This is a genomic window from Cellulomonas sp. P4_A2 (assembly GCF_056402515.1).
This window is the reverse complement of the sequence record NZ_JBFUHG010000028.1, coordinates 1-23,134: the sequence shown is the minus strand read 5'-3', so window position 1 is coordinate 23,134 and position 23,134 is coordinate 1. Positions and strand designations below refer to the sequence as shown.

The 23,134-nt window shown below is 72.1% G+C and carries 28 protein-coding genes; 2 read left to right on the top strand and 26 right to left on the bottom strand.

The window, feature by feature from the left end; translation table 11 throughout:
* From AC1DUE_RS19345 to arsM, 23 genes are all read right to left on the bottom strand, one after another.
* A partial coding sequence (locus tag AC1DUE_RS19345; RefSeq protein ID WP_477041039.1) for a methyl-accepting chemotaxis protein occupies positions 1-1,415 on the bottom strand: 1,415 nt, incomplete at its 3' end.
* Positions 1,416-1,505: 90 nt separating this feature from the next.
* Positions 1,506-1,922: a chemotaxis protein CheW gene (locus tag AC1DUE_RS19340; protein WP_477041038.1), complete on the bottom strand. Its 417-nt coding sequence runs from the start codon at positions 1,920-1,922 to the stop codon at positions 1,506-1,508.
* On the bottom strand, positions 1,922-4,330 hold the full coding sequence (locus AC1DUE_RS19335; protein ID WP_477041037.1) for a chemotaxis protein CheA: 2,409 nt from the start codon (positions 4,328-4,330) through the stop codon (positions 1,922-1,924). Before AC1DUE_RS19335 ends, AC1DUE_RS19340 begins: the two co-directional genes overlap by 1 nt.
* A 60-nt stretch (positions 4,331-4,390) precedes the next feature.
* The gene (gene csrA, locus AC1DUE_RS19330) at positions 4,391-4,666 is read right to left on the bottom strand and encodes a carbon storage regulator CsrA (protein WP_477041036.1); all 276 of its coding nucleotides are present in this window, start codon (positions 4,664-4,666) and stop codon (positions 4,391-4,393) included.
* Between the two features lie 174 nt (positions 4,667-4,840).
* The gene (locus tag AC1DUE_RS19325) at positions 4,841-5,968 is read right to left on the bottom strand and encodes a hypothetical protein (RefSeq protein WP_477041035.1); all 1,128 of its coding nucleotides are present in this window, start codon (positions 5,966-5,968) and stop codon (positions 4,841-4,843) included.
* Entirely contained in the window at positions 5,946-8,003 is a 2,058-nt protein-coding gene (locus AC1DUE_RS19320; protein ID WP_477041034.1) for a flagellar biosynthesis protein FlhA, read from the bottom strand. Before AC1DUE_RS19320 ends, AC1DUE_RS19325 begins: the two co-directional genes overlap by 23 nt.
* Positions 8,000-9,238: an EscU/YscU/HrcU family type III secretion system export apparatus switch protein gene (locus AC1DUE_RS19315; protein WP_477041033.1), complete on the bottom strand. Its 1,239-nt coding sequence runs from the start codon at positions 9,236-9,238 to the stop codon at positions 8,000-8,002. Before AC1DUE_RS19315 ends, AC1DUE_RS19320 begins: the two co-directional genes overlap by 4 nt.
* On the bottom strand, positions 9,235-10,002 hold the full coding sequence (locus AC1DUE_RS19310) for a flagellar biosynthetic protein FliR (protein WP_477041032.1): 768 nt from the start codon (positions 10,000-10,002) through the stop codon (positions 9,235-9,237). Before AC1DUE_RS19310 ends, AC1DUE_RS19315 begins: the two co-directional genes overlap by 4 nt.
* Before the next feature lies 1 nt (position 10,003).
* Positions 10,004-10,276 carry a flagellar biosynthesis protein FliQ gene (gene fliQ, locus AC1DUE_RS19305; RefSeq protein WP_477041031.1) on the bottom strand — a complete coding sequence of 91 codons (273 nt, stop codon included), beginning with the start codon at positions 10,274-10,276 and terminating at the stop codon, positions 10,004-10,006.
* Positions 10,277-10,278: 2 nt separating this feature from the next.
* Complete coding sequence (fliP, locus tag AC1DUE_RS19300; RefSeq protein WP_477041030.1) at positions 10,279-11,010, bottom strand: flagellar type III secretion system pore protein FliP; 732 nt, start codon at positions 11,008-11,010, stop codon at positions 10,279-10,281.
* Positions 11,007-11,708, bottom strand: coding sequence for a FliO/MopB family protein (locus AC1DUE_RS19295; protein ID WP_477041029.1), 702 nt, complete (start codon positions 11,706-11,708; stop codon positions 11,007-11,009). Before AC1DUE_RS19295 ends, fliP begins: the two co-directional genes overlap by 4 nt.
* A complete protein-coding gene (fliN, locus tag AC1DUE_RS19290) occupies positions 11,708-12,442 on the bottom strand; it encodes a flagellar motor switch protein FliN (RefSeq protein WP_477041028.1) in 735 nt (244 codons plus the stop codon). Before fliN ends, AC1DUE_RS19295 begins: the two co-directional genes overlap by 1 nt.
* A gap of 1 nt (position 12,443) precedes the next feature.
* Positions 12,444-13,388, bottom strand: coding sequence for a flagellar motor switch protein FliM (locus AC1DUE_RS19285; protein ID WP_477041027.1), 945 nt, complete (start codon positions 13,386-13,388; stop codon positions 12,444-12,446).
* A 153-nt stretch (positions 13,389-13,541) separates the two neighbouring features.
* On the bottom strand, positions 13,542-14,060 hold the full coding sequence (locus AC1DUE_RS19280) for a flagellar basal body-associated FliL family protein (protein ID WP_477041026.1): 519 nt from the start codon (positions 14,058-14,060) through the stop codon (positions 13,542-13,544).
* Positions 14,061-14,064: 4 nt separating this feature from the next.
* Entirely contained in the window at positions 14,065-14,979 is a 915-nt protein-coding gene (locus AC1DUE_RS19275) for an OmpA/MotB family protein (RefSeq protein WP_477041025.1), read from the bottom strand.
* Positions 14,976-15,752, bottom strand: a complete 777-nt coding sequence (locus tag AC1DUE_RS19270; protein ID WP_477041024.1) for a motility protein A — start codon at positions 15,750-15,752, stop codon at positions 14,976-14,978. Before AC1DUE_RS19270 ends, AC1DUE_RS19275 begins: the two co-directional genes overlap by 4 nt.
* Positions 15,752-16,099: a flagellar FlbD family protein gene (locus AC1DUE_RS19265; RefSeq protein ID WP_477041023.1), complete on the bottom strand. Its 348-nt coding sequence runs from the start codon at positions 16,097-16,099 to the stop codon at positions 15,752-15,754. The genes AC1DUE_RS19270 and AC1DUE_RS19265 overlap by 1 nt, the downstream gene beginning before the upstream one ends.
* Positions 16,100-16,284: 185 nt before the next feature.
* A complete protein-coding gene (locus AC1DUE_RS19260; protein ID WP_477041022.1) occupies positions 16,285-16,854 on the bottom strand; it encodes a M15 family metallopeptidase in 570 nt (189 codons plus the stop codon).
* 132 nt (positions 16,855-16,986) lie between these two features.
* On the bottom strand, positions 16,987-17,664 hold the full coding sequence (locus AC1DUE_RS19255; RefSeq protein ID WP_477041021.1) for a cation diffusion facilitator family transporter: 678 nt from the start codon (positions 17,662-17,664) through the stop codon (positions 16,987-16,989).
* The gene (locus AC1DUE_RS19250; RefSeq protein WP_477041020.1) at positions 17,631-17,963 is read right to left on the bottom strand and encodes an ArsR/SmtB family transcription factor; all 333 of its coding nucleotides are present in this window, start codon (positions 17,961-17,963) and stop codon (positions 17,631-17,633) included. The genes AC1DUE_RS19255 and AC1DUE_RS19250 overlap by 34 nt, the downstream gene beginning before the upstream one ends.
* A 55-nt stretch (positions 17,964-18,018) precedes the next feature.
* The gene (locus AC1DUE_RS19245) at positions 18,019-18,462 is read right to left on the bottom strand and encodes a VOC family protein (RefSeq protein ID WP_477041019.1); all 444 of its coding nucleotides are present in this window, start codon (positions 18,460-18,462) and stop codon (positions 18,019-18,021) included.
* A gap of 86 nt (positions 18,463-18,548) precedes the next feature.
* On the bottom strand, positions 18,549-19,031 hold the full coding sequence (locus AC1DUE_RS19240; protein WP_477041018.1) for a glutathione peroxidase: 483 nt from the start codon (positions 19,029-19,031) through the stop codon (positions 18,549-18,551).
* 43 nt (positions 19,032-19,074) lie between these two features.
* The gene (arsM, locus tag AC1DUE_RS19235; RefSeq protein WP_477041040.1) at positions 19,075-19,830 is read right to left on the bottom strand and encodes an arsenite methyltransferase; all 756 of its coding nucleotides are present in this window, start codon (positions 19,828-19,830) and stop codon (positions 19,075-19,077) included.
* A 106-nt stretch (positions 19,831-19,936) separates the two neighbouring features.
* Here arsM and AC1DUE_RS19230 point away from each other — a divergent pair, with 106 nt between their 5' ends.
* Together AC1DUE_RS19230 and AC1DUE_RS19225 are read left to right on the top strand one after the other, a co-directional pair.
* Positions 19,937-20,317: an ArsR/SmtB family transcription factor gene (locus tag AC1DUE_RS19230; protein ID WP_477041017.1), complete on the top strand. Its 381-nt coding sequence runs from the start codon at positions 19,937-19,939 to the stop codon at positions 20,315-20,317.
* Positions 20,314-20,805, top strand: coding sequence for an N-acetyltransferase family protein (locus AC1DUE_RS19225; RefSeq protein WP_477041016.1), 492 nt, complete (start codon positions 20,314-20,316; stop codon positions 20,803-20,805). Before AC1DUE_RS19230 ends, AC1DUE_RS19225 begins: the two co-directional genes overlap by 4 nt.
* A 53-nt stretch (positions 20,806-20,858) precedes the next feature.
* On the opposite strand, the gene AC1DUE_RS19220 is transcribed toward AC1DUE_RS19225, so the two are convergent.
* The 3 genes from AC1DUE_RS19220 to AC1DUE_RS19210 form a co-directional block, all read right to left on the bottom strand.
* Positions 20,859-22,037 (bottom strand): flagellar hook protein FlgE, encoded by a 1,179-nt coding sequence (locus AC1DUE_RS19220; protein ID WP_477041015.1) that lies wholly within the window; start codon positions 22,035-22,037, stop codon positions 20,859-20,861.
* A gap of 21 nt (positions 22,038-22,058) precedes the next feature.
* Positions 22,059-22,502: a flagellar hook assembly protein FlgD gene (locus AC1DUE_RS19215; protein WP_477041014.1), complete on the bottom strand. Its 444-nt coding sequence runs from the start codon at positions 22,500-22,502 to the stop codon at positions 22,059-22,061.
* A gap of 28 nt (positions 22,503-22,530) precedes the next feature.
* A partial coding sequence (locus AC1DUE_RS19210; RefSeq protein ID WP_477041013.1) for a flagellar hook-length control protein FliK occupies positions 22,531-23,134 on the bottom strand: 604 nt, incomplete at its 5' end.

Sequence of the window (23,134 nt, the reverse complement as noted above, 5' to 3'; positions counted from 1 at the left end):
GTCTGCTCCTCGACCGCCGAGGCGATCGTCAGCTGGTAGTCGTTGATCGACGCGATGATCGAGGCGATCTGCCCGATCGCCGCCACCGCACCGGTCGTGTCGGCCTGGATCGCCTCCACCCGACGCGCGATGTCCTCCGTGGCCCGCGCCGTCTCCGAGGCCAGCTCCTTGACCTCACCAGCCACGACCGCGAACCCCTTGCCCGCCTCACCAGCACGCGCAGCCTCGATCGTCGCGTTCAGCGCCAGCAGGTTCGTCTGCTCCGCGATGCTCGTGATCGTCTTGACCACGTTCCCGATCTGCTGGGACGACTCACCCAGCCGCGCCACCTGCTCGTTCGCCGACGACGCCGCCGACGTGGCCTGATCGGCCACCTTCGCCGCCAGGTTCGCGTTCTGCGCGATCTCCCGGATCGAGGCCCCCATCTGCTCCGCCCCCGCAGCGACCGCCTGCACGTTGCGCGACACCTGCTCCGCGGCAGCCGCGACGACACCCGCCTGCGCACTGGTCTCATCGGAACCCGCCGCCACCTCGTTGGACGACGCGGACAGCTCCTCGGCGGCAGCGGCGACCGTCTGCGACGTCTCCAGCACCCCGGACAGCGTCTCCTGCAGCGCGTCCTGCGCGACGGTCAACGAGGCCGCCATCTGCCCGATCTCGTCGCGGCTGTAGACCTCCGCGCGGACCGTGAGGTCGCCGACCGCGAGCGCCTCGACCGACTTCTGCACCTTGCGCACGGAGCCGCGGATCCAGGCGGCGAGGCCGCCACCGGCAGCGATGCACGCGAGCAGGGCCAGGACGAGCAGGACGATCATCTGGTTGCCGACCGTCCTGGCCTGCAGGTGCACGTGGTCCGAGATGTGCACGGCGTGCGCGCCCGCATCGTCGGCGACCTGGTCCAGCGCGGCGTCGTACGTGAGCTTGAGCGGGTTGGTGACGGTCTCGTAGACCTTCACGTACGCGGCGTGGTCACCGTCCACCGCGGCGGGCACCAGCTGGGCGTCGCGCGCCTGACGCCACGCGGCGTAGCTCGTCGTGAACTCGTCCCAGGTCTCGAGGTCGTCACCCGACCCGAACGCCGCGATGCCCTCGTCCATGGCGGCGTCGTTCGCGGCCTGGTCGGCGAGCAGCTGGTCACGCTCGTCGTCGGTCTGCGCCGCCTCCAGCTGGGCGACGATCATCAGGCCGACGACCTGCTTCTCCTGCAGGACGTTCACGGGAGCGATCTCGGCCGTCACGGTGTCGGCGACCTGGCTGGTGTCCCACGCCATGTCCTGCATGTTCGTGTACGAGTACACGCCGAGACCGATCGCCGTGGCCGCGAACATCCCGGTCAGGCCGAGGATCTTGGTCCGGATCGACCGGTCGGCGAACCAGGCGCCGCGACGACGCGGAGCGGGCTGGACGGTCGACATGGGTCCTCCTCGAGGGGCGCGGGACCACCGTGGCCCGTCGAGACGCCCATCGGCGTCGTTGCTCGACGCCTGAGGAGTTCCGCATAACGATCAGGCAGCGACGGCCTGGTCGACGTCCAGCACGAGCAGCAGGCCCGCGTCCAGCTTGTGGGCGCCGCGGATGAGTGGACGGACCATCGCGTCGAGCGTGTCGGGGGGCGTCTCGAACGAGCCCGGGCCCACGTCGACCACGTCGCCGATCTCGTCGACGAGCAGGCTCACGGCCTCGCCGCCCACCTGCACGACGACCATCATCGGCTCGGTGAGGTCGGCGCGACCGGCCAGCCCGAGGCGGGTGCGCAGGTCGATCGTGAGCACGACCTGGCCGCGGAGGTTGACCAGGCCGGCGATCGTCGGCGGGGCCAGCGGGACGCGCGTGCGGCTGTGGGCCCGCAGGGCCTCCTGCACGCGCACCACGTCGATGCCGTAGAGGCTGCCGTCGAGCGTGAAGGTCACGTACTGGCTCATCAGCGGGCTCCCGCGAACTCGTAGGTCTCGGCGTCGAAGAAGGACGCGTCGGCGGACAGGATCGCGGCACGCACGTCGAGCAGCTCGGTGACCCGGTCGCCCAGGACGGTCGAGCCCAGCAGGCCGTGGTCCTCGATGTCCGAGTGGTGCGCGACCTCGTCGTCGACGATGTCCAGGATCTTGTCCACGACGAGCCCCGCGCTGCGGTCGCCGTGCGTGAACACGACCACGAGCAGCTCGCCGGTCGTCGTCGGCTCGGAGTAGGACCCGAGCAGCCGGTCCAGGCGCGCGAGCGGCAGGATCGAGCCGCGGTACTGCACGACCTCCCGGCCACCCACGAGCTCCACGTTCTCGGCCCGCAGGTGCTCCAGGCGGGCGACGGACGCGAGCGGCATGGCGACACGACGTTCGCCGACGCCGATCACGAGCACCTGCTCCAGCTCGACCGCGGCCTGGGCGGCCTCCTGCGCCCGGCGGCGGGCCTCGCTGCTGACCTGCTCGAGGTCGCCGACGATGGCGCGTCGCGCGATGGCCTGCGCGTCGAGGATCAGCGCGACCCGGCCGTCGCCGAGCACCGTGGCGCCCGCGTACACACCGATCGACTTCAGCCGGCTCGACAGCGGCTTGACCACGATCTCCTCGGTGTTCAACACCCGGTCGACGAGCAGGCCGAAGCGCTGCTGGTCGGCCTGGACCACCGCGATGACGCTGGTCTGTTCCTGCTCGCGCGTGCCCTGCTCGACGCCGAGGACGCCCGCGAGCGACACCAGCGGGAGCAGGTCGCCGCGCAGCCGGTAGACGGGGGCGGAGTGCACGTACTCGATGCCCGACCCCGAGCGCTGGCCGTCGAGGGCCACGAGCTCGAGGAGGTTGATCTGCGGGACGGCGTACAGGTCGCCGGAGCACTCGACCGTGAGCGCGGGCATGATCGCCAGCGTCAGCGGGATGCGCAGGCGCCAGGTCGTGCCGGTGCCCAGCGTCGAGTCGATGTCGACGGTGCCACCGATCGCCTCGACCTTGGTGCGCACGACGTCCATGCCGACACCGCGTCCGGACACGTTGGTCACGGCCGCCGCGGTGGAGAAGCCGGGCAGGAACAGCAGCTGCAGGAGCTCGGAGTGGCTGGCCGCGTCGAGCTGCTCGACGGTGCGCAGACCCTTCTCCAGGGCCTTGGCCGCGACGCGCTCGGGGTCGACCCCGCGGCCGTCGTCGGCGACCTCCACCACGACCTGCCCACCCGAGTGGTAGGCGCGCAAGGTCAGCACGCCCTTGGCGGGCTTGCCGGCCGCGACGCGCTCCTCGCTGGGCTCGATGCCGTGGTCGACGGCGTTGCGCACCAGGTGCGTCAGCGGGTCCTTGACCGCCTCGAGCAGACCGCGGTCGAGCTCGGTGTCGCCGCCGATCATCTCCAGCTGGACCTCGCGCCTGCACGCCGCCGCGAGGTCGCGCACGATCCGCGGCATCTTGGACCAGACGTGCTCGATGGGCTGCATTCGCGTCTTCATGACGCCCTCCTGCAGCTCACCGGCGATGAGGTTGAGGCGCTGCGCGGACCGGGACAGGTCCACGTCCTCGGTGCCGGACGCGAGCCGGCTGATCTGGTTGCGGGCCAGCACCAGCTCGCCCACCTGGCGCATGAGCGCGTCGAGCAGCTCGACGTCCACGCGGATCGAGGTGTCGGCGGCACCGCGCAGGCCGGCGGCGGCCTCGTCGGGCAGTGCCTCGGCGCTCGGCGCGCTCGTCTGCGTGGGGACCAGGGGCTTGTCGGCCTTGCCGCCGCCGATCTTGCGGGCGGGCTCGGGCGCGGTCGGGACGGGCTCGGCCACCGGCGCGTCGATGACCAGGGTCGCGCTCGACCCTGCGGCGGCGACCTTGCGGGGTGCGCGCTTGCGGACGATCTTGGCGGCGACGGGGGCTTCCTCGACGACGACGACCTCGGGCTCGACGACGACCTCGGGCTCGACGACGACCGCCTCGACGACTGGCTCCACGACCTCTTCCACGACGTCTTCCACCGGCGCAGTGCCGTTGCGGATCGCGTCGACCGCTTCGATCACGGGGTCGATCGCGACCTCGCCCTCGGTGCCGTCGGCCTCGATGTGCGTGAGGATCTCGCGGACGCAGTCGGTCATGCGCAGCAGCACGTCGGTGGTGCGCTGGTCCATGGACCGGATGCCGTCGCGCAGCTCGACCAGCAGGTTCTCGCCCACGTGGGTCACGCGCTCGAGGCGTCCGAACGCCAGGAAGCCGCTCGTCCCCTTGATCGTGTGGATCGTCCGGAAGATGCTGCTCAGCAGCGGGCGCGAGCCAGGGCTCTCCTCGAGCGCCACGAGGTCGCGGTCCAGCTGGTCGAGGTTCTCGTAGCTCTCGACCAGGAACTCACGGACGATCTCGTCGATGTCCTCCACCGGTGTCCTCCCGAATCCGCGCGCGACACCCTCTGGAGCGGGGCGTCCCGGCGAACGACCTCATCGGTCGGCGGGAGGAGTTCCTGAGGGGTCAGCCGACGCGGGTCGGGGCGGCGCGACGAGGCGCTGCAGTGCTGCCGCGGTGCTGTCGTCGGCCGCCACGGCGTCGACGTTGGCGGCCCGGACGGCCTCGAGCACCTCGGCGCGGTGGACGCGCACCTCGCGGGGGGCGTCGATGCCGAGCCGCACCCCGTCACTGCGCACCTCGATCACCGTGACGACGATGTCGTCACCGATCACGAGCCGCTCCCCGACGCGACGACTGAGCACCAGCATGCGGCGACCCTACCTTGACCGGGACGCCGACCAAGGGCGTGGCGCGCCTCGACCCACGCCCGGGGGGCTCGGTCGTCGAGATCGACCATCCGCCTCGAGATCGGCTGTGCGAACCGTCGATCTCGCGCCGACAGGTCGATGTCGGCGCAGCAGCGGCGCAGCATCGAGCCGCCCCTAGCGACCCGCCGGCCCCAACGCCTGGCCGAGGGCCGCGGCCCACGCGACCGTCGTCGCCGGGATGCCGTCCACCCACACCACCGGAGCACCGAGGTCGAGCACGGTCCCGGGCTGCGTGGTGTCGAACAGACCCCGCACAGCGACCGCGTCGATCCCGTCGGGACCGCCGACCTCCGCCATCCAACGTGTGGCGTCGGCGGTCTTGGTGCGCGCGTCGACGACGGCCCACACCTGCGCCGCGCCGCACGCGCGCAGGAGGTCGGCGGCGTCGGCGCGGTCGGCCGCGTCGGGACCGACCGCGAGCGCGACGACCCCGACCTGCGGGCCGGTCGCGACGCGGTCGAGCCACGTCGCCAGCTCGTCGGCGGTCGCTGCCTTGGCCACCCCGACCCGACCGGTGCGCGCACGCCCGCCGGACCGGGCACCGGCGGCGCAGGTGGCGGACGGCTCGAGACGCAGCCGCTCGGACAGCAGGAGGGCGACGGCGTCGACGTCGGACTGCTCGCCGACCACGACGACCACCGACCCGGGCGTGCGGGGCAGCGCGGGCGCCGCGGGCACGCGCGCGAGGACGGCGGGCAGGGTGACGGGCCCGGAGCCGCCGAGCAGGAACTCGGGCACGCCGATCCCGCGCAGCGAGGCGCGCAGCGGGTCCTCGGGCGGCGGCGGAGCCACCTCGATGTCAGCGGGCGCGGGGGCACCGGCCAGGGCCCGCACCTGCTCGAGGATCCCCGCGAACGACGCGCTGCCGGTGGACACGCTCGGCAGCGGCTCCTCGACCGGGTCGAGCTCCTCGTCGTCCATGACGTCGAGGCCCTCGAAGGGGACCACCGACCCGTCCGGCAGCGCGTCGAACGCGTCCGCGGCGTCCAGCAGGTCCTCGATGCTGTCGGCCTCGGGCGGGACCGCGGGCGACGGGGCCCCGCGCAGACCGTGCGGCCGCAGGGTGGGCTGCTCCGGCACGTCGACGGTCAGCTCGAAGCGCTCCTTGGCGAAGAACCCGGCGACGCCGCCGGTGCGCACGCGCTCGGCGCGCACGATGCGGGCGGACGGACCGAACTCGGCCTGCACGTGGGCCATGAGCTCCGCGAGGTCGGACCCCTCAAGCAGCAAGCGCTGGGACACCGCTCACCGCCCCGACGGTCTCGACCTGGACGCCGACCCCGGTGACCTCGCCGTACGACAGGACGGGCAGGCGCGGCAGACCCATCGCGACGAGCCGGCGCAGGGCCGGCCGGATCGCCGGTGCGCACGCGAGCACCACGGTGCGCCCGTCAGCCTCCGCCTCGGCGACCGCCTGCCGCAGCTGCGCCAGCATCGACTCGAGCCGGTTCGGGTCGACGAGCAGGTGCGTGCCGTGCTCGCCGGGCCGGATCGACTCCACCAGGCTCTGCTCGAGTCCCGGGTCGAGCGTGATCGCGCGCAGCACGTCGTCCTGCACGTACATCGCCCCGAGCGCCGGCCCGAGCGCCGCGCGCGCGGCCTCGACCAGCCCCTCCGCGTCGGTGCTGACGCGGGCGCGCAGCGTGAGCGCCTCGTAGATCCGGCCGAGGTCGCGGATCGGGACCTCCTCGGCGAGCAGGCCCTGGAGCACCCGCTGCACCTCGCCCAGGCTGAGCAGCGTGGGGATGAGCTCCTCGACGACCGACGGGTTGACCTTCTTGACGCCCTCGGTGAGCACTCGCACGTCCTCGCGGCCCAGGAGGCGGGAGGCGTGCTGGGCGATGAGGGCGCCGAGGTGCGTGATGAGCACGGACACCCGGTCGACGACGGTCGCGCCGGACATCTCCGCGGCGTGCCGCAGCTCGGCGGGGATCCACTTGCCCGGCAGGCCGAACACGGGCTCGTTGACGCTGGTCCCGGGCAGGGCGCCCAGGTCGTCGCCGAGCGCGAGCATGCGTCCGGCGGGCGCCTCGCCGCGTCCGACCTCGACACCCGCGATCTTCACGACGTAGGTGGACCTCGGCAGGTCGACGCTGTCGCGGGTGCGCACGGGCGGCACGACGATGCCCAGCTCGAGCGCGGTCTTGCGGCGCAGGCCTCGGACGCGGGCCAGCAGGTCCTGGTCAGGCCCGCTGCCGACGAGGTCGACCAGGTCGGGTGCGAGCAGGATCTCGAGGGTGTGCACGCGCATCTGCTCGATGAGCTGCTCGGGACTGTCGTTCGACGGCGCGGCGGCGTTGGCCTGGACCCCCGCCTGCACCGCGGCCTCCTCCTTGACCTCCACGCTGCGGGCGCGCTGGGCGATGATCAGCAGCGTCGCGCCGACGAGCACGAAGGGCAGCTTGGGCATGCCCGGCATGAGGGCGAGCATCAGGGCGCCGGAACCACCGATCCGCAGGGCGGTGCGGGACTGGCCGAGCTGCTTGGCGGCCACGGCGCCCAGGTCGCCGGAGGCGGAGGCACGCGTGACGACGATGCCGGTGGACACCGAGAGCAGCAGCGCCGGGATCTGGGTGACCAGGCCGTCGCCGATGGTCAGCAGGCTGAAGTGCTCGAGGGCCTCGCCGGCGCTCATGCCCATCTGCATCATGCCGATCACGAACCCACCGATGAGGTTGATGATCGTGATGACGATGCCCGCGATCGCGTCACCCTTGACGAACTTCGAGCCACCGTCCATGGCGCCGTAGAAGTCGGCCTCGGCAGCCACGTCGGCGCGCCGCGCGCGGGCCGTGTCCTCGTCGATCAGGCCCGAGTTCAGGTCGGCGTCGATCGCCATCTGCTTGCCGGGCATGGCGTCGAGGGTGAACCGCGCCCCGACCTCGGCGACGCGGCCGGCACCGTTGGTGATCACCGCGAACTGGATGACGACGAGGATCAGGAAGATCACGAGCCCGATGACCAGCGAGCCGCCGACGACGAAGTGGCCGAACGCGTCGATGACCTTGCCGGCGAACCCGTCGCGCAGGATCAGCCGGGTCGAGGCCACGTTCAGGCCCAGCCGGAACAGCGTGAAGACGAGGATCAGCGACGGGAAGACCGAGAAGTCGAGCGGGCGCTTCACGTACATGCTGGTCAGCAGGATGACGAGCGAGATCGTGATGTTGAGCGCGATCAGCAGGTCGAGCAGCGCGGGGGGCAGCGGCACGACGAGGAGCAGGACGATGCCGACGACCCCGACGGGCACGGCGAGCGAGGTGATGCCCTTGTTCTTCATGACTCGTCCTTCGTCGAAGGCTGGTCCGTCGGCACGTCGGCGCCGTCGGTGAGGACTCTGGTGGTGATGGCGGGTGCGGGCGCCGGTGCGGGTCGCCGGGCCGGGCGGCGGGCCGCGCGGGCCTTGGCGCGGTGGTCGGTCCCGTCGGCCTCGATGGTGCCGCCGGGCACGCGGTGCTGGCCGGCGGAGGCGCCGCGACGGCGCAGGGCCATCACGAACGCGAGCACGCGGGCCACCGCGGTGAAAAGGTGTGCCGGGACCTCCTGGCCGAGCTCGCACGCGGCGTGCAGCGCCCGGGTCAGCGGGATGTCCTCGATCATCGGGACGCGCTTGTCGGACGCCTCCTCGCGGATCTTGGCGGCGATCGCTCCGGCACCCTTGGCGACGACCTTGGGCGCGCCGGTGCCGGGCTCGTAGCGCAGGGCGACCGCGACGTGCGTCGGGTTGACCAGGACGACGTCCGCGGTGGCGATCTCGGACATCATCCGGTTGCGGCTCATCGACAGCTGCTTGGCGCGGATGGCGCCCTTGAGCATCGGGTCGCCCTCGGTGCGCTTGTGCTCGTCCTTGACCTCTTTGAGCGTCATCCGGGTCTGCTTGCGGTTGCGCCGCATCACCACGATCACGTCGGCGACGGCGAGCAGCAGGCCCGCGGCGATGCCGGTGCGCAGCAGGGTCGCGGTGCCCGCGGACGCGGTGCCCAGCAGGCTCGTCAGCGGCAGCTGACCCGACGCCATGAGGATCGGCACCATCGACTTGAGCCCGATGAACAGCACCCCGGCGACGACGGCGGACTTCAGCAGCGTCTTGGCGCCCTGCCACCACGCCTGCGCGCCGACGAGGCGCTTGAATCCGTTCATCGGCTTGAGGTGGTCCACGTGCAGGCGGAGGCGCTGCGGGTGGTAGCCGCCCTGTGCCAGGCCGACCCCGACGGTGACGATCATGAGGATGACGAACAGGGGCGCGAGCGTCGAGATGACCGAGCGCAGGGCGTCCTGCAGCATCTGCACGGCACCCTCGACCGTCGGGTCGTCGGCCACCTGCTTCATCTGCGCGAGCTGCTCGACCGCCGCGGCCCGCCCACGCGTGATCACCATGGGCAGCGCGAGCACGGCGGCACCGAGCCCGAGCCACGACGCGAGGTCCTGCGACCGCCCGAGCTTGCCCTTGCGGTGCACCTCCTTCATCCGCTGCGCGGTGGCCTTCTCGGTGCGGTCGCCGCCCTCGCCGCTCACGAGCCGGCTCCGAGCATCGCGGCGACGGACCTGCCGGTCAGCGCCTTGACCACGTTCGGCAGCGCGAGGAACGCGAACGCGCCGAGCGACAGGGAGATCAAGATCTTCAGCGGGAAGCCCATGGCGAAGGCGTTGAGCGCGGGTGCCACGCGGGTGAGCAGGCCCAGGCCCACGTCGGCGAGGAAGAGCACGACGAGCAGGGGGCCGGCGATCTGCAGCGCGCCGAGGAACATCTGCGACAGGCCGCTGGTCAGCGAGTGCAGGAACAGGTCAGGGTTCAGCGCCGCGCCCAGCGGCAGGGCGTCGAACGTGCGCACCAGCCCCGCGAGCACGATCTGGTACCCGTTGGTGACGAACAGGAGCACCAGCGCGGTCATCTGGTAGAGCCGCTGGAACTGTGCACCGCTGGTCATGCTCATCGGGTCGAACGCGGCCGCCATCTGGAAGCCGCCGAACAGGTCGATCATCGTGCCCGCGGACTGGATGGCCGAGAACGTCATCATCACGAGGAACCCGAACAGCGCGCCGATCACGGCCTGCATGACCAGCGAGCCGACGAACGCGCCCGTGGTGTCGGTGCCCGCCGGCTCCAGCCGCGGCGCGACCGCCAGCGCGAGACCGAGCGCGATCGTCATGCGCACCATCCCCGGGACCGCCCGCTGCGAGAACGGGGGCGCGATCGCCAGGAAGGCGACGATCCGGACACCGGCGAGCATCGCCGTCTGCACCCCGGCCAGGGGCAGCGCGACGTTGATCGGGTCCACGTCAGCTCCCCGTCAGCGCGGGGATGCGGGCGAACAGCTCGACCGTGAACGACACGATCGACGAGATCATCCAGTGCCCGGCCACGAGCAGCGCCACGGCGGCCGCGATGGCCTTGGGCACGAAGCTGAGCGTGACCTCCTGGATCTGGGTCACGGACTGGATGAGCGACACGATGAAGCCGACCACCAGCGAGGTCACCAGGACCGGGGCGGAGAGCTTGGCGGCGAGCAGGAGCGCCTGCATGCCGATGTCGAGGACGGCGTTGGTGTCCATGGTCAACCGCTCCCGGTGTAGGAGCCGATGAGGGACGACACGACCAGTCCCCAGCCGTCGACGAGCACGAACAGCAGCAGCTTGAACGGCAGCGAGATCATCACCGGGGGCAGCATCATCATGCCCATCGACATCAGCGACGCCGAGACGACGAGGTCGATCACCAGGAACGGTATGAAGATGACGAACCCCATGATGAACGCCGACCGCAGCTCGGAGAGCAGGAACGCGGGCACCAGGGTGGCGAACGGGACGTCGTCCTCGTCCTGCGGGTTCTCCTGGTCGGCGGCGCGGGTCATCAGCGCCAGGTCCTGCTCGCGGGTGTGCGCGAGCATGAACTTCTCCAGGGGCAGCTTGCCGACGTCGACCGCCTCGGTGAACGTCAGCTCCCCGTGCATGTAGGGCTGCACGCCGATGTCGTTCACCTGCGAGATGACCGGCGCCATGATGAAGAGGCTGAGGAACAGCGACAGCCCGGCGAGCACCTGGTTGGGGGGCACGCCCTGCAGGCCCAGCGCGTTCCGCGTGAACGACAGGACGACGAAGATCTTGGTGAAGCTGGTCGTCATGAGCAGCAGCGCCGGGACCACCGACAGCAGCGTGATCGCGAGCAGGATGACGATCGAGTTGCTCGGCGCTCCGTTCACGCCGTTGACGGCCACCGTCACCGTGTCCCCGACTCCCGGGGTCGCGGCCGGCGTCGGCACCGCGGGTGCCGTGGGGTCGAAGATCACCGGCGGACCGTCCGGTCCTGCAGCGACCTGACGGCCTGCTTCCAGGTGTCGGGGGCGAGGATCGAGCCGGCCAGGGCGGAGGCCTTGGCGTCGTCGGCGGGCACGGCAGGGGTCGCGACGACGGCCGCGGGTGCCGGTGCCACGGGCGCGGGCGCCACGTCCGGGAGCGTCGGCCAGGCGTCCTGGTCCAGCCGGTCGATCGGGCTCGCGTCCAGCGCCCTGGGCGCCGGCGCCGCAGCGGGGGCGGTGGGCACGCCGGCGGCGGCGAGGTTCTCGGGCGTGATCGCCCTGGGCGTCGCGGCCCGGCGGCTGCGGGGCGTCGGGATCATGCCTGCGGCGGCGGCCCTGGTCGCGCGGGCGACCGAGACCCACGGCGCCGGGGCGGGCGCCTGCTCGGGCGAGGAGACCTCGGCCTTCGGGGCCGGCAGCTCGTCGAAGACGGGCCCGAGCTCCGTGAGCATCGACACCTGCTGCTCGCCGTACCCGATGAGGATCCGGCGCTGACCGACGGCGACGACGGCGACGCCCGTGTGCCGACCCATCGACTGGCGGCCGACGACCTTGAGGCCCGGCTCCCGCGACGTGCGCGCGCGCTGCTGCGGTCCACCGTTGCCGAGGCGGCGACCGATGTACCAGATGAGGCCGACCACGCAGGTCAGCGCCAGCAGCAGGCGGAGCAGGAACGTCGCGGAGAGCATCAGATGCTGGACTCCGTCCCGGACACGATCTCGGTGACGCGGATGCCGTAGGCCTCGTCGACGACGACGACCTCGCCGCGTGCGATGAGGCGACCGTTGACCATGACGTCAGCGGGGCTGCCGGCGGTGCGGTCCAGCTCCAGGACGGCGCCGGGGGCGAGCTCGAGCACCTGGCGCACGGGCAGCCGGGTCCGGCCGATCTCGGCGGTCAGCGTCATCTCGACGTCGTAGAGCATGCGCATGTTGGTGCGGGGCGTCGGGACGGTGCCCGCGGGGGCCGCGGTCTTCGGGGCGCGGATCCGCAGGGCGAACCACGCGGTGGCGTCGCCACCCTGCTCGAGCGCGACCACCTGCGTGTCGGGCCCGACGACCTGCTCGACGGGCACCAGGCGGGCCGCCTCGAGCACGCCGGCGCCGAGCACGGCCGCGGCCGCCTCCATCGCGGGGCGCAGGGCGTCGGACAGGTCGATCGGGTTGCCGGCCGCGGCGCTCGCCTCGAGCACGTCGGCGACGACCGCGTCGGCCACCAGCACGATCTCGGCGCTGGGCGACCCGACGAACGACGCGACCAGGGCGGTCGACCCCGCGGGGATCTCGTGGTGCTCTGCCGGCACCGCGACGAGCGGCACGGTCGAGGGCACCAGGGCCGCGGCGGCTGCGCCTGCGGCGAGGGCGGTCTCGACCGCGTCGATGTCCCCGGCGGTGCGCGCGGTGGGGATCAGAGGGCTGTTCATGCTAGTTCTCCTCGACGGTGACGACTCGGCACGCGAGCCGGGACCCGTGGCTGCCGGCGGCAGCCCGGGCGAGCACGACACCGTCGACGACCACGTCCAGCAGGTCCGTCGACGGGTGGGACAGCGGCAGGACGTCGCCGACCGCGAGATCGATCACGTCGCGCGGGTGCACGACGACGGGCGAGAAGCGGACGGCGATCTCGACGGGCACGTCCTGCATCGCCCGCTCGAGGTCCGCGGCGACCAGGGCGGCGGCCGCGCGCTCGTCGTCGGACCGGGCGACGGGTCCGTCGGCGGCACGGAGCTGGGCCAGCAGGGTGTCGGCGGGGAGCATGAGCGTCAGGGCGTCCTCGCGCTCGCCGACGCGCAGCGTGAACGAGGCGACGAGCACCGCGTCCGAGGCGCCGGCGGCCTGCACGAACTGAGGGTTGTACTGGACGCCCCCGACGGTCAGGGCGAGGGGCGCCAGGCCGGCGAACGCGTACTCGAGGTCGCTCAGCGAGTGCTCGAGCAGGTCCTTGACCAGGGAGAGCTCGATGTCGGTGAGCTCGCGGCCCTCGCGGTCGTCGCCGCGGCCGTTGCCACCGAAGAGGTAGTCGATCCAGACGAGCGTGGCCGCGACCGGGAGCTGGAGCATCGCCGTCTGGCGGGTGTGCGTGACGGTGCACAGCACCATCGCGGTGGGGGTCGGCAGGAGGTTGACGTACTCGTCGTACGTGCGCAGGTTCAGCTCGTCGAGCGTCAGGTGCGTCATCGCGCGCAGGCGGGCGGTGAGCTGGTTCCCGAACTGGCGACCGAAACGCTCGAACGCCATCTCGAGGTGGCGGGCGTGGTCGCGAGGGAGCGTCAGGGGCCGACGGAAGTCGTACGGCTCGGGCTCGGCCGTGCGTCCACGGCGCTGCGTCGGCACAGCGGTGCGCGCAGGAAGGGTGTCAGGGACCGTCACGATGCAACTCATCGGCAGGCCCCCGGGTGTTGTGAGCAACCGAGCTCATCTCACCCACTTCGATCTCCGCACCGACCCGTCGTGGGTCGGAGGAACAGCAGCGGAGCGGTGTGGCGCCCTCCGTGGCGCCCCGACTGGACCGGCCTTCGCCGGCTACTGCGTGACGTAGTTGGTCAGATAGACGTCCATCACCTTTCCCTCGTAGACCTCGTCGAGCTGGCCGACGAGCTCGGCCTTCAGCGCGTCACGCGTGGCCGGGTCGGAGACCTCGGCGATCGTGTGGCCGGAGAACAGGGCGATCGCGTGGTCGAGGGCGGCGGCCGTGTCGGGCGTCTCCTCCCCCGCGTCCTTGGTGAGCTGCAGCGCCAGGCCGAGGCGCAGGTAGTGCCCCTCGGCGAGGTTCAGGCTGACGGGCTCGATGGTGAGCACGGCGCCCTTCTCGGGCGGCGGCACGGCGGCGGGCTCGCCCCCGCCCTTCTTGCCCAGCAGGACGTACGCCGCACCGCCACCGACGGCCAGCACGACGACCAGGACGATGATCATCAGCTTCTTCTTGGACTTCTTCGCCGGCGCCTCGGCCTCGGCCTCGGCGGACGCGTTCGCGCCGGCGCCGCCGATCTTGTTGTTGCCGCCGATCTTGGAACCGGAGACCACTCGCTGTTCGATGGGCATGGCGCTATCCCTTCGCCGTCAGTGCGGGCAGGAGGGCGCGCACGGTCTCGGGCGCGCTGGAGAGGATGACGATGTCGACGCGGCGGTTCGCCGAGAGGGCCTCGGGGCTGTCACCGGGCACCAGCGGTCGGGTGTCGCCGTAGCCGACGGCCATGATCCGGGCGCCGGGCATCCCGTCCGCCTCGACGAGGTGCCGCAGCACCTGCGTCGCGCGGTCGGCCGACAGCTCCCAGTTGGTGGGGTACCGGCCGGAGACCGGGACGACGTTGGCGTGACCCTCGATCGAGATGTGCTCGTTCAGGCCGATGACCATCGGGGCGGCGACGTCGAGGACGCGCAGCGCGGTCGGGGTCATCTCGGCGCTGGCGGGGGCGAAGAACACGTCGTTGGCCACGAGGCCGAGCGTCAGGCCGCGCTCGTCGATGCGGTACCGCACGACGTCGGCGAGCCCGTTCGCGGCCAGCGACGCCTCGATCTGCGCCTGCAGCTGCTCGAGGTGCGCCGCCTCGGCCTGCGCCGCGGCGAGCACCGCCGGGTCGACGGTGGGCATCGGCTCGGCGGCGACCTGGGCCGCCGAGGGGTCCGCTGCCTGGTCGCCCAGGCCGCTGTCCGCGCTGACCATGCCGGCGGTGCCGGAGGCGGGCGTGTTGCTGGACTGCGAGCTGGTGCCGTCGAGGTTGCCGTTGCTGCCGTCGAGGATCGACGGCGACGTCGTCGTGTCCTGGAACCCCGCCGAGAGGCTGTCGCGCAGGGCGATGTACTTGTCCTGGTCCACCTGGCTGATCGCGAAGAGCACGATGAACAGCGCCATGAGGACGGTGATCATGTCCGCGTAGCTCACGAGCCAGCGCTCGTGGTTGACGTGCTCCTCCTCGTGGACCGGCTTGCGTCGCCCCTTGGCGGGGGCGTGCCCGCTCATGCTGCCTTCGCCTTGTCCTTGGCCTCGGGCTCGGCCGGCAGCAGGCTGCGCAGCCGTTCGCCGACGAGTCGCGGGTTGGCCCCGGCCTGCACGGCGATCAGGCCCTCGAGCGTGACCTCCATCGAGGTGCACTCCAGGTCGGAGATGCGGCGGATGCGCGCCGACAGCGGCAGCCAGACGACGTTGGCGGAGAGGATGCCCCACAGGGTCGCGACGAACGCGCCGGCGATCGAGTGTCCGAGCTCCGCGGGCTTCGAGAGGTTCTCCAGCACGTGCACCAGCGAGATGACCGTGCCGATGATGCCGATGGTCGGCGCGTAGCCGCCCATGTCGGCGAAGTACTTGGCGTGCATCCGGTCGCTCGTGCGCTTGGTCGCGATCTTGTCCTCGAGGATCGTGCGCAGGTCGTCGGGGTCGGTGCCGTCGATCGCCGCCTGCAGACCGCCGCGCAGGAACGGGTCGTCGATCGTGCGGGTCGCGTCCTCGAGCGCCAGCAGACCCTCGCGACGGGCCCGGTCGGCCAGGCCGACGACGGTCTCGACGGTGGCCGCCGGGTCGGGGCGCTTGCTCTTGAGGGCGGACGGGACCGACTTGAACGACGAGAGGACGTCCTTGATCGTGTGCCCGGCCATGCCGACGCCGATCGTGCCGATCCAGACCAGCAGCAGCGGTCCGGGCAGCATGATCGACATGGGGTCGCCGCCCTCGAGGAACATCGCCCCGAAGATCGCGACGAACGCGATACCGATTCCGATGAGTCCAGCGGGGTCCATCACACGCTCCGAGGTCGAAGGGGCACGGCCGGCGCGAGCGGCGTGTCCTCGCGGTCGAGCGAGCGGGCGCGGTCGAACCGCGACGGCTCCTGGTCATCGACGTCGTCGTCGTCGGGCAGGTCCGGCACCAGCTCCATGCGGGGCTGCACCTGGATCTCCTGGGCGCGGGACAGGATCTGTGCGCGGTGCTCGTTGACCCGCTGGATGACCTCGGCCATCGGCTCGGCAACGATGTACTTGGTGCCGTCGATGAGAGTCAGGATCGTGTCCGGGGCACTGTCGATGCGCTGGATGAGATCGGGGTTGACCCCGAACTCCCCGCCCCCGAGGCGCGTGACAACAATCATGGCTCTACCCGTCCCTGGTCACCCTGCTGCGGCCTTCGCAGGCCGCCGAGCCCATCCGTGGGCCCGTATGAACCCACCGATCGGCCGACGCGCGCCGGTCCTGAGCAGTTCGTCCCTGTGACCAGCGACGTCACCCGTCCGGGTGTTCGGGCGGGCGGCGCCAGGCGGGATCGGGAGGTCAGGGGTCAGGGGCGGAAGGCCCAGTGCCACGCCTCGCGCGGGGTGTTCTCGACGAATCCGTACTCTCCCCCGTGCGCACGCATCCACGTCTGCGCGGTCGCGTCGAGGTCGAGGTCGACGGCCATCCCCCAGCCGTGCTCGCTGGTGCCGGGCTTCGCTGCGAGGCCGCCCTGGCCGTAGAGGCCCTTGCGCTCGGCGACGTCCACCTGGGCCGCGTACGAGCGGTAGGAGTCGGTGATGCCGATCTGCACGCCATCGCGGGCCGCGGCCGCGATCAGCGCCTCGAGCTTCTCGGCGGCCGGCGCCCACAGCTTCGCCCCGGTGGTCCCGACCTTCTGCAGGGCGGACTCGGGGATCTGCCCGTTCCCGTAGCGCGCGAGCTCGACAGGCACGCCGTCGGCGTTGAGCGTGCCGGTGCTGCCGGTGGTCTTGGCGACCTCGTCGGCGAGCGCGGTGGCGAACGACGAGGCCGACGGGCTGGAGGTCGCCGGCGTGCTCAGCACCCGCGTCTGCGGCGGTGCCACGAGCGCCTGGATCTGCGCCAGGCGCGCAGAGATCCCCGCGATCCCGTCCATCGAACCTCCCGACCTGCCTGTACGTCGCCGAGAACGTCATGGGCCGCGCCAAGACGGCTCTTGGCGCGACTCATGAGGTTCTCGACCGCTCTCCCTTGGTCCATCGGCCGGTCGGGCCCGGATCGGAGGGGTTCAGCGGGAGTCGTCGTCGGACTCGACCAACGCCGAGACCGGGACCGTGCAGGCGTCGCCGCGCCAGGCCTCGAGACCCTCCTTGACGGCCCAGCCGGCGATAACCAGCGCCGCGAGCGGGTCCGCCCACGACCAGCCGAGCGTGCTGTTCAGCACCAGGCCGACCAGGAGGACGGCGGAGAGGTAGGCGCACAGCAGGGTCTGGCGGGAGTCCGCGACCGCGGACGACGAGCCGAGCTCGCGCCCGGTCCGACGCTCGAACCACGACAGCACCGGCATCACGGCCAGGCTCACGGCCGCGAGGACGATGCCGACCGTCGAGGGTTCCGCGCGGTCGGAGCCGAGCAGCGTGCGCACGGCGTCGACCGACACGAACGCGGCCAGCCCGAGGAACGAGACGGCGATCAGCCGCAGCGCGGTCCGCTCACGCACCTCAGGGTCCGGTGCAGAGAACTGCCACGCGACCGCCGCCGCGGAGAGCACCTCGACCACGGAGTCCAGCCCGAACGCGACCAGCGCCGACGAGGACGCCACCCGCCCCGCGACCAGCGCGACGACCGCCTCGACCACGTTGTAGGCGATCGTCGCGGCGACCACCCAGCGGATGCGCCGCTGGAGGGCCACCCGCCGGACGTCGGCCACGCTCACGAGCAGGTGCAGCCGTCGGGACCGCAGCACGTGGGGTCGACGACGACGACGAGCCGCAGGAGGTCGTCGAGCGCGGGGGCGAGGTGCGGGTCGGCCAGCCGGTACCAGGTGCGCCGTCCGTCGGGGATCGCCTCGACCAGGCCGCAGCCGCGCAGGCAGGCGAGCTGGTTCGACATGACCTGCCGGGAGACGCCGAGCGCGTCGGCGAGGTCGGAGGGGTAGGCGGGCGCCTCGCGCAGCGCGAGCAGGACCCGCGCGCGGGTCTCGTCGGACAGGGCGTGGCCCAGGCGGGCGAGCGCCGACGTGTGGGTCAGGGTCACCGTGGCCATGGATCGACAGTACAGGCAACGCTGTACTGTCCAGCGATCTCAGCCACAGCCGGGATCAGTCGATCCGCTCCGCGAGCGACACGATGATCCCCTCCGGCCCGCGGACGTACGCCATCCGCCAGGCGCGCTCCCACTCGCCGACCCCGCCGACCAGCCCATAGCCGTCCGCCGCCAGCCGGCCGACGGTGGCGTCGAGGTCGTCCACCTCGAACGCGACGTTCCGCAGTCCGAGCTCGTTGGCCATCGCCGTGGGCGACCCGGGCACGTGGTCGGGCCGGACGAAGCTCGACAGCTCGAGGCGCGTGCCGTCGTCGGGCGGCCGCAGCATGACGATCTCCGTGCGGGCGCCGGGGATGCCGATGACCGTCTCGAGGAACTCGCCCTCGATGACCATCCGCGAGCCCTCGACCTCGAGGCCGAGCCCGACGAAGAACGCCGTCGCGGTGTCGAGGTCGGCGACGGTGATGCCGATGTGGTCGAAACGCCGAATCTGTCCCATGTGATCCATCCTCACGTCGTGGCCGTCACCTGGTGAGCGGAGCGGGGAGGAGCTTCTCGACATGGGGTGCGCGACCGCGCGACGCGTCAGGCGGGCAGGGCCGCCGTGATCACGTCGAGGATCTCGGGGGCGTCGGGCTCGGTCTTGGGGCGGAACCGGTAGACGGAGCCGTCGGGCGTGACGACGAACTTCTCGAAGTTCCACGTGATCCGCCCGGCCTTACCGGACGCGTCCGGCGCCTTGGTCAGCTCCTTGTAGAGCGGGTGCTGCGACCGGCCGTTGACCTTGGTCTTCGCGAACATCGGGAACGTCACGCCCCAGGTCGTCGAGCAGTACTCGGCGATCGCGTCGTCGGAGCCGAGCTCCTGCAGGAACTGGTTGCTGGGGAAGCCGAGCACCGTGAAGCCGCGGTCGCCGTAGGTCTTCTGCAGCTGCTCGAGCTTCTCGTACTGCGGGGCCAGCCCGCACCGCGAGGCGACGTTGACCACCAGCTTGACCTGGTCGGCATACGCACCGAACGTCGTCGCCTCGCCGTGCACGGTGGTCAGCGGGATCTCGTCGAGGTGCATGCCTCGGACAACCGACCCGACGATCCGCGCATTCCCGGTCGGCCTACTCCCCCGGCTTGCCGGCGCGGACGATCGCGCCGTGCAGGCCGTCGGCGACCTCGTGGGTGAAGGTGACCGTCGGGTCCGCGAAGCCCGCGGCCCGCAGCCCGTCGAGGTACTCCGACCGGGACAGCGCGCCCGCGATGCAGCCGGTGTAGGAGCCGCGCTCGGCACGCTCGGCGGGTGTGAGCCGGTCCTCGGCGACGACGTCCGAGATGCCGACGCGACCGCCCGGCACGAGCACGCGGAACACCTCGTCGAGCACCGCCTGCTTGTCGGTCGAGAGGTTCACGACGCAGTTCGAGATCACCACCTCGACCGACGCGTCGGCCAGTGGGAGGTCCTCGATCGTGCCCTTGCGAAACTCCACGTTGGTCGCGCCGGCCTTCGCGGCGTTCGCCCGCGCGAGGTCGAGCATCTCGTCGGTCATGTCCACGCCGTACGCGAACCCGTCCGGCCCCACGCGCCGCGCCGAGAGCAGCACGTCGATCCCGCCGCCCGAGCCGAGGTCGAGCACGCGCTCGCCCGCCCGGAGCTCGGCGACCGCCACCGGGTTGCCGCAGCCCAGCGACGCCGCCAGCGCCTCGGCGGGCAGCGTCACCGCGTCGGACGCGTCGTACAGACCGGCGCCCCACCGCTCGTCGACGACCGCCGCCGGCCCGCAGCCACCGCCGCAACAGCTCGCGTCGGCGCTCCCCTCGGTCACCTGCACCGCCGCCAGCGCGTACCGCTCCCGGACCTGCTCCCGTACGTCGCCCATCTCGTCCGCCTCCTCAGGCATCGACAACCGTCGATGCCCACCCTGGACCGAGACATCGACGGCTGTCAATATCGACAGGGATGGATGTCTGCGTCAGGATGGAGCCATGACCCTCGACCTGCTTCCCGTGACCACCGCGTCCACGTCCGCCGACGCGTGCTGCACGCCGCTGGGCCGCGAGGCGATCACCGAGCAGGCCGCCACCGACCTGGCCTGGCGCATGAAGGCCCTCGCCGACCCGGCGCGCCTGCGGCTGCTGTCGCTGATCGCCGCGCACGAGGGCGGCGAGGCGTGCGTCTGCGACCTGATCGAGCCGGTCGGGCTCAGCCAGCCGACGGTGTCGCACCACCTCAAGTGCCTGGTCGACACCGGGCTGCTGACGCGCGAGAAGCGCGGGGTGTGGGCGTACTACTCGATCGTCCCCGGCGCGCTCGACCGCCTCACCCACGAGCTCGGCACCCACCTGACCGCGGGCGCGCAGCCGTGACGATCGCTCCGCTGCTCCCCGAGCACTGGCCGGCCGTGGAGCGGATCTACGCGGCGGGCATCGCCACCGGGAACGCGACCTTCGAGTCGGCGCCGCCGACGTGGGAGGAGTTCGACTCGGGCAAGCTGCCCGACCACCGGATCGTCGCCCTCGACGACTCGGGCGAGGTGCTGGGCTGGGCGGCGGCCTCGGCGGTCTCGGACCGCTGCGCCTACGCAGGCGTGGTCGAGCACTCCGTCTACGTCGACCCCGCGGCCCAGGGCCGAGGCCTCGGGCGGCTGCTGCTCGACGCCCTCCTGGAGCGCGCGTCGCAGGCCGGGACCTGGACCGTCCAGTCGGGGATCTTCCCGGAGAACCGCGCCAGCCTCGCGGTGCACGAGGCCGCCGGGTTCCGCGTGGTGGGCGTCCGCGAGCGCCTGGGCCGGATGACGTACGGGCCGCTCGCCGACCAGTGGCGGGACGTCGTCCTCGTCGAGAAGCGCCTCTGAACGCACGACAGCCCGGCCCCCGAAGGCGGCCAGGCTGTCGTGCGACGGACCGGTCAGCGCTTGAGGTTGACCAGCTCCTGGAGCACCTCGTCCGAGGTCGTGATGACGCGGGAGTTCGCCTGGAAGCCGCGCTGGGCGACGATCAGGTTGGTGAACTCGCTGGACAGGTCGACGTTCGACATCTCGAGCGCGCCGCCGGCCAGCGAGCCGCGGCCACCGGTGCCGGCCGCGCCGACCTGCGCGTCGCCGGAGTTGACCGACGTGCGGAACAGGGAGCCGCCCGCCTTCTCCAGACCCGACGGGTTGGTGAAGGAACCGAGCGCCAGGCGGCCGATCGTCTGCTTGAGGCCGTTGCTGAACGCGCCCGTGATGGTGCCGTCGGCGCCGAGGGCGAACGACTGCAGCGTGCCCGCGGCCTGACCGTTCTGGTTCTTCGCCTTGACGGTGTCCAGGCCCGAGAAGCCGGTGAGCGACGAGATGTCGACCGCGACGCCGCCGAGCGTGAAGGTGGTCGGCGAGGTCAGGGTGCCGTTCGCGGCGAACGTCAGCGCGCCGGGAGCGGCGGTCGCCGTGCCGTCGTCGGCGGCCAGGCTCCAGCCCGTGGCGGTCTTGGTGAAGTCCAGCGACAGCTCGCGGCTGTTGCCCACGGCGTCGAAGACGTCGACCGTGCGGTGCAGGACCGTGCCGGTCGCGGCCGACGAGTCGAGGTTGCCCTCGTAGGTCGCCTGGGTCGAGGCGACAGCGGCCATGAGCGAGCCGGCGGGCACGCGCAGGTCGGACAGCGGGCCGTTGGTGTCGACGACGCCGTTGACAGCCGCCCACCCCTGCACGAGCGCACCCTCACCCGGCAGGACCATCTGGCCGGTCGAGTCGAAGTCGAACGACCCGGCACGCGTGTAGTAGGTGTCGGGGCCCTTGCGGACCACGAAGAACCCGTCGCCCTGGATCATCATGTCGGTGCTGCGGCCGGTGATCTGCGAGGCACCCTGCGTGAAGTTCGTCGTGATGCCCGCGACGCGCACGCCGAGGCCGACCTGCGCGGGGTTGGTGCCGCCGGTGCCGGCCTGTGCGCCGCCCGCGTTCTGGAGCACCTGCGAGAGCGTGTCCTGGAACTGCGTCTGCGACGACTTGAAACCGGTGGTGTTGACGTTGGCGATGTTGTTGCCGGTGACGTCGAGCATGGTCTGGTGGCTGCGCAGGCCGCTGATGCCGGAGAAGAGTGAGCGGAGCATGGTGAGTTCCCTTCGGGTGGGTCAGGCAGAGGTTGTGGCGGGGACAGAGACGCTTGAAACGGCACTGACGGCGTCGAGGGCGACGTCGGAGGTGCCGATCTTCACGGTGGGCACCGGGCCGGCGTAGGAGACGCTGGAGACGCTCCCGGAGTGGGCCGCGCCGTCGTCGTCGGTCCAGGTGACCTGCTGCCCCACGAGGGAGGCGGCGGCCATGCGCATCTGCAGCGCGAACGACTCGCGCTGCGTGTCGGAGAGCTCGACGAGCTTCTCCATGGTCGTCAGCTGCGTGGTCTGCGCCATCATCTGCGACGTGTCCATCGGGCTGGACGGGTCCTGGTTGCGCAGCTGCGCGACCAGGAGGTTCATGAACGCTTCCTTGTCGAGCTCGCCGTTGGCCTTGTTGGCCGCGGCGGCCGCCTTCGCCTCGGCGGTGACGCCGAACGAGGTGGAGATGGGGGTGGTCATGCGATCCTCCGTTGTCGGGGGCCGGGCCTCACAGGACGAGGTCGAGGCTTCGGTCGCCCGGGGTACGGGCCGGGATGGGCGTGGTGGGGGTGTCGACGACGGATGCGGCAGCCGGGGCCTGAGAACCGCCGTCCCGGGGACGACCGCCGCCGGACGAGCCGGACAGGTCCGCGCCGCCGTTCGACTGGCGCGGGTCGGGCCGGCTGTCGGAGCCGACGTCGACCGTCAGGCCGCTCGCGGCCAGGTCCTTGCGCAGGTCGGCGAGCACGCCCTTGAGCGCCTCGCGGGACGCGTCCGTGGACCCCACCAGCTCGACGCGGACCGAGGTCGCGCTGATGTGGGCCACGATCCGCACCGGGCCGAGGTGCTCGGGGTCGACGGGAACGGTCAGGACGTGCCGTCCGTGGCTCAGTCCCCCCGGCCCGGTCAGGGCGGTCAGCCGTGCGCCGAGCTGCTCCGCTAGAGGTGGCGGCGTCGGCGCGTTCGGGGTCGTGGGCGCCTGCGCGGGCGCGGGCGCCTGGGTCGGCGCCGGTGCCTGCGGGGCGGCGACCGCACCGGAGGGGACCGTCGGGGCCGGGGTCGCCGGGATCGCGTCGGCCACGGGAGCGGGCGCCGGCGGGGCCGCCGCGGCC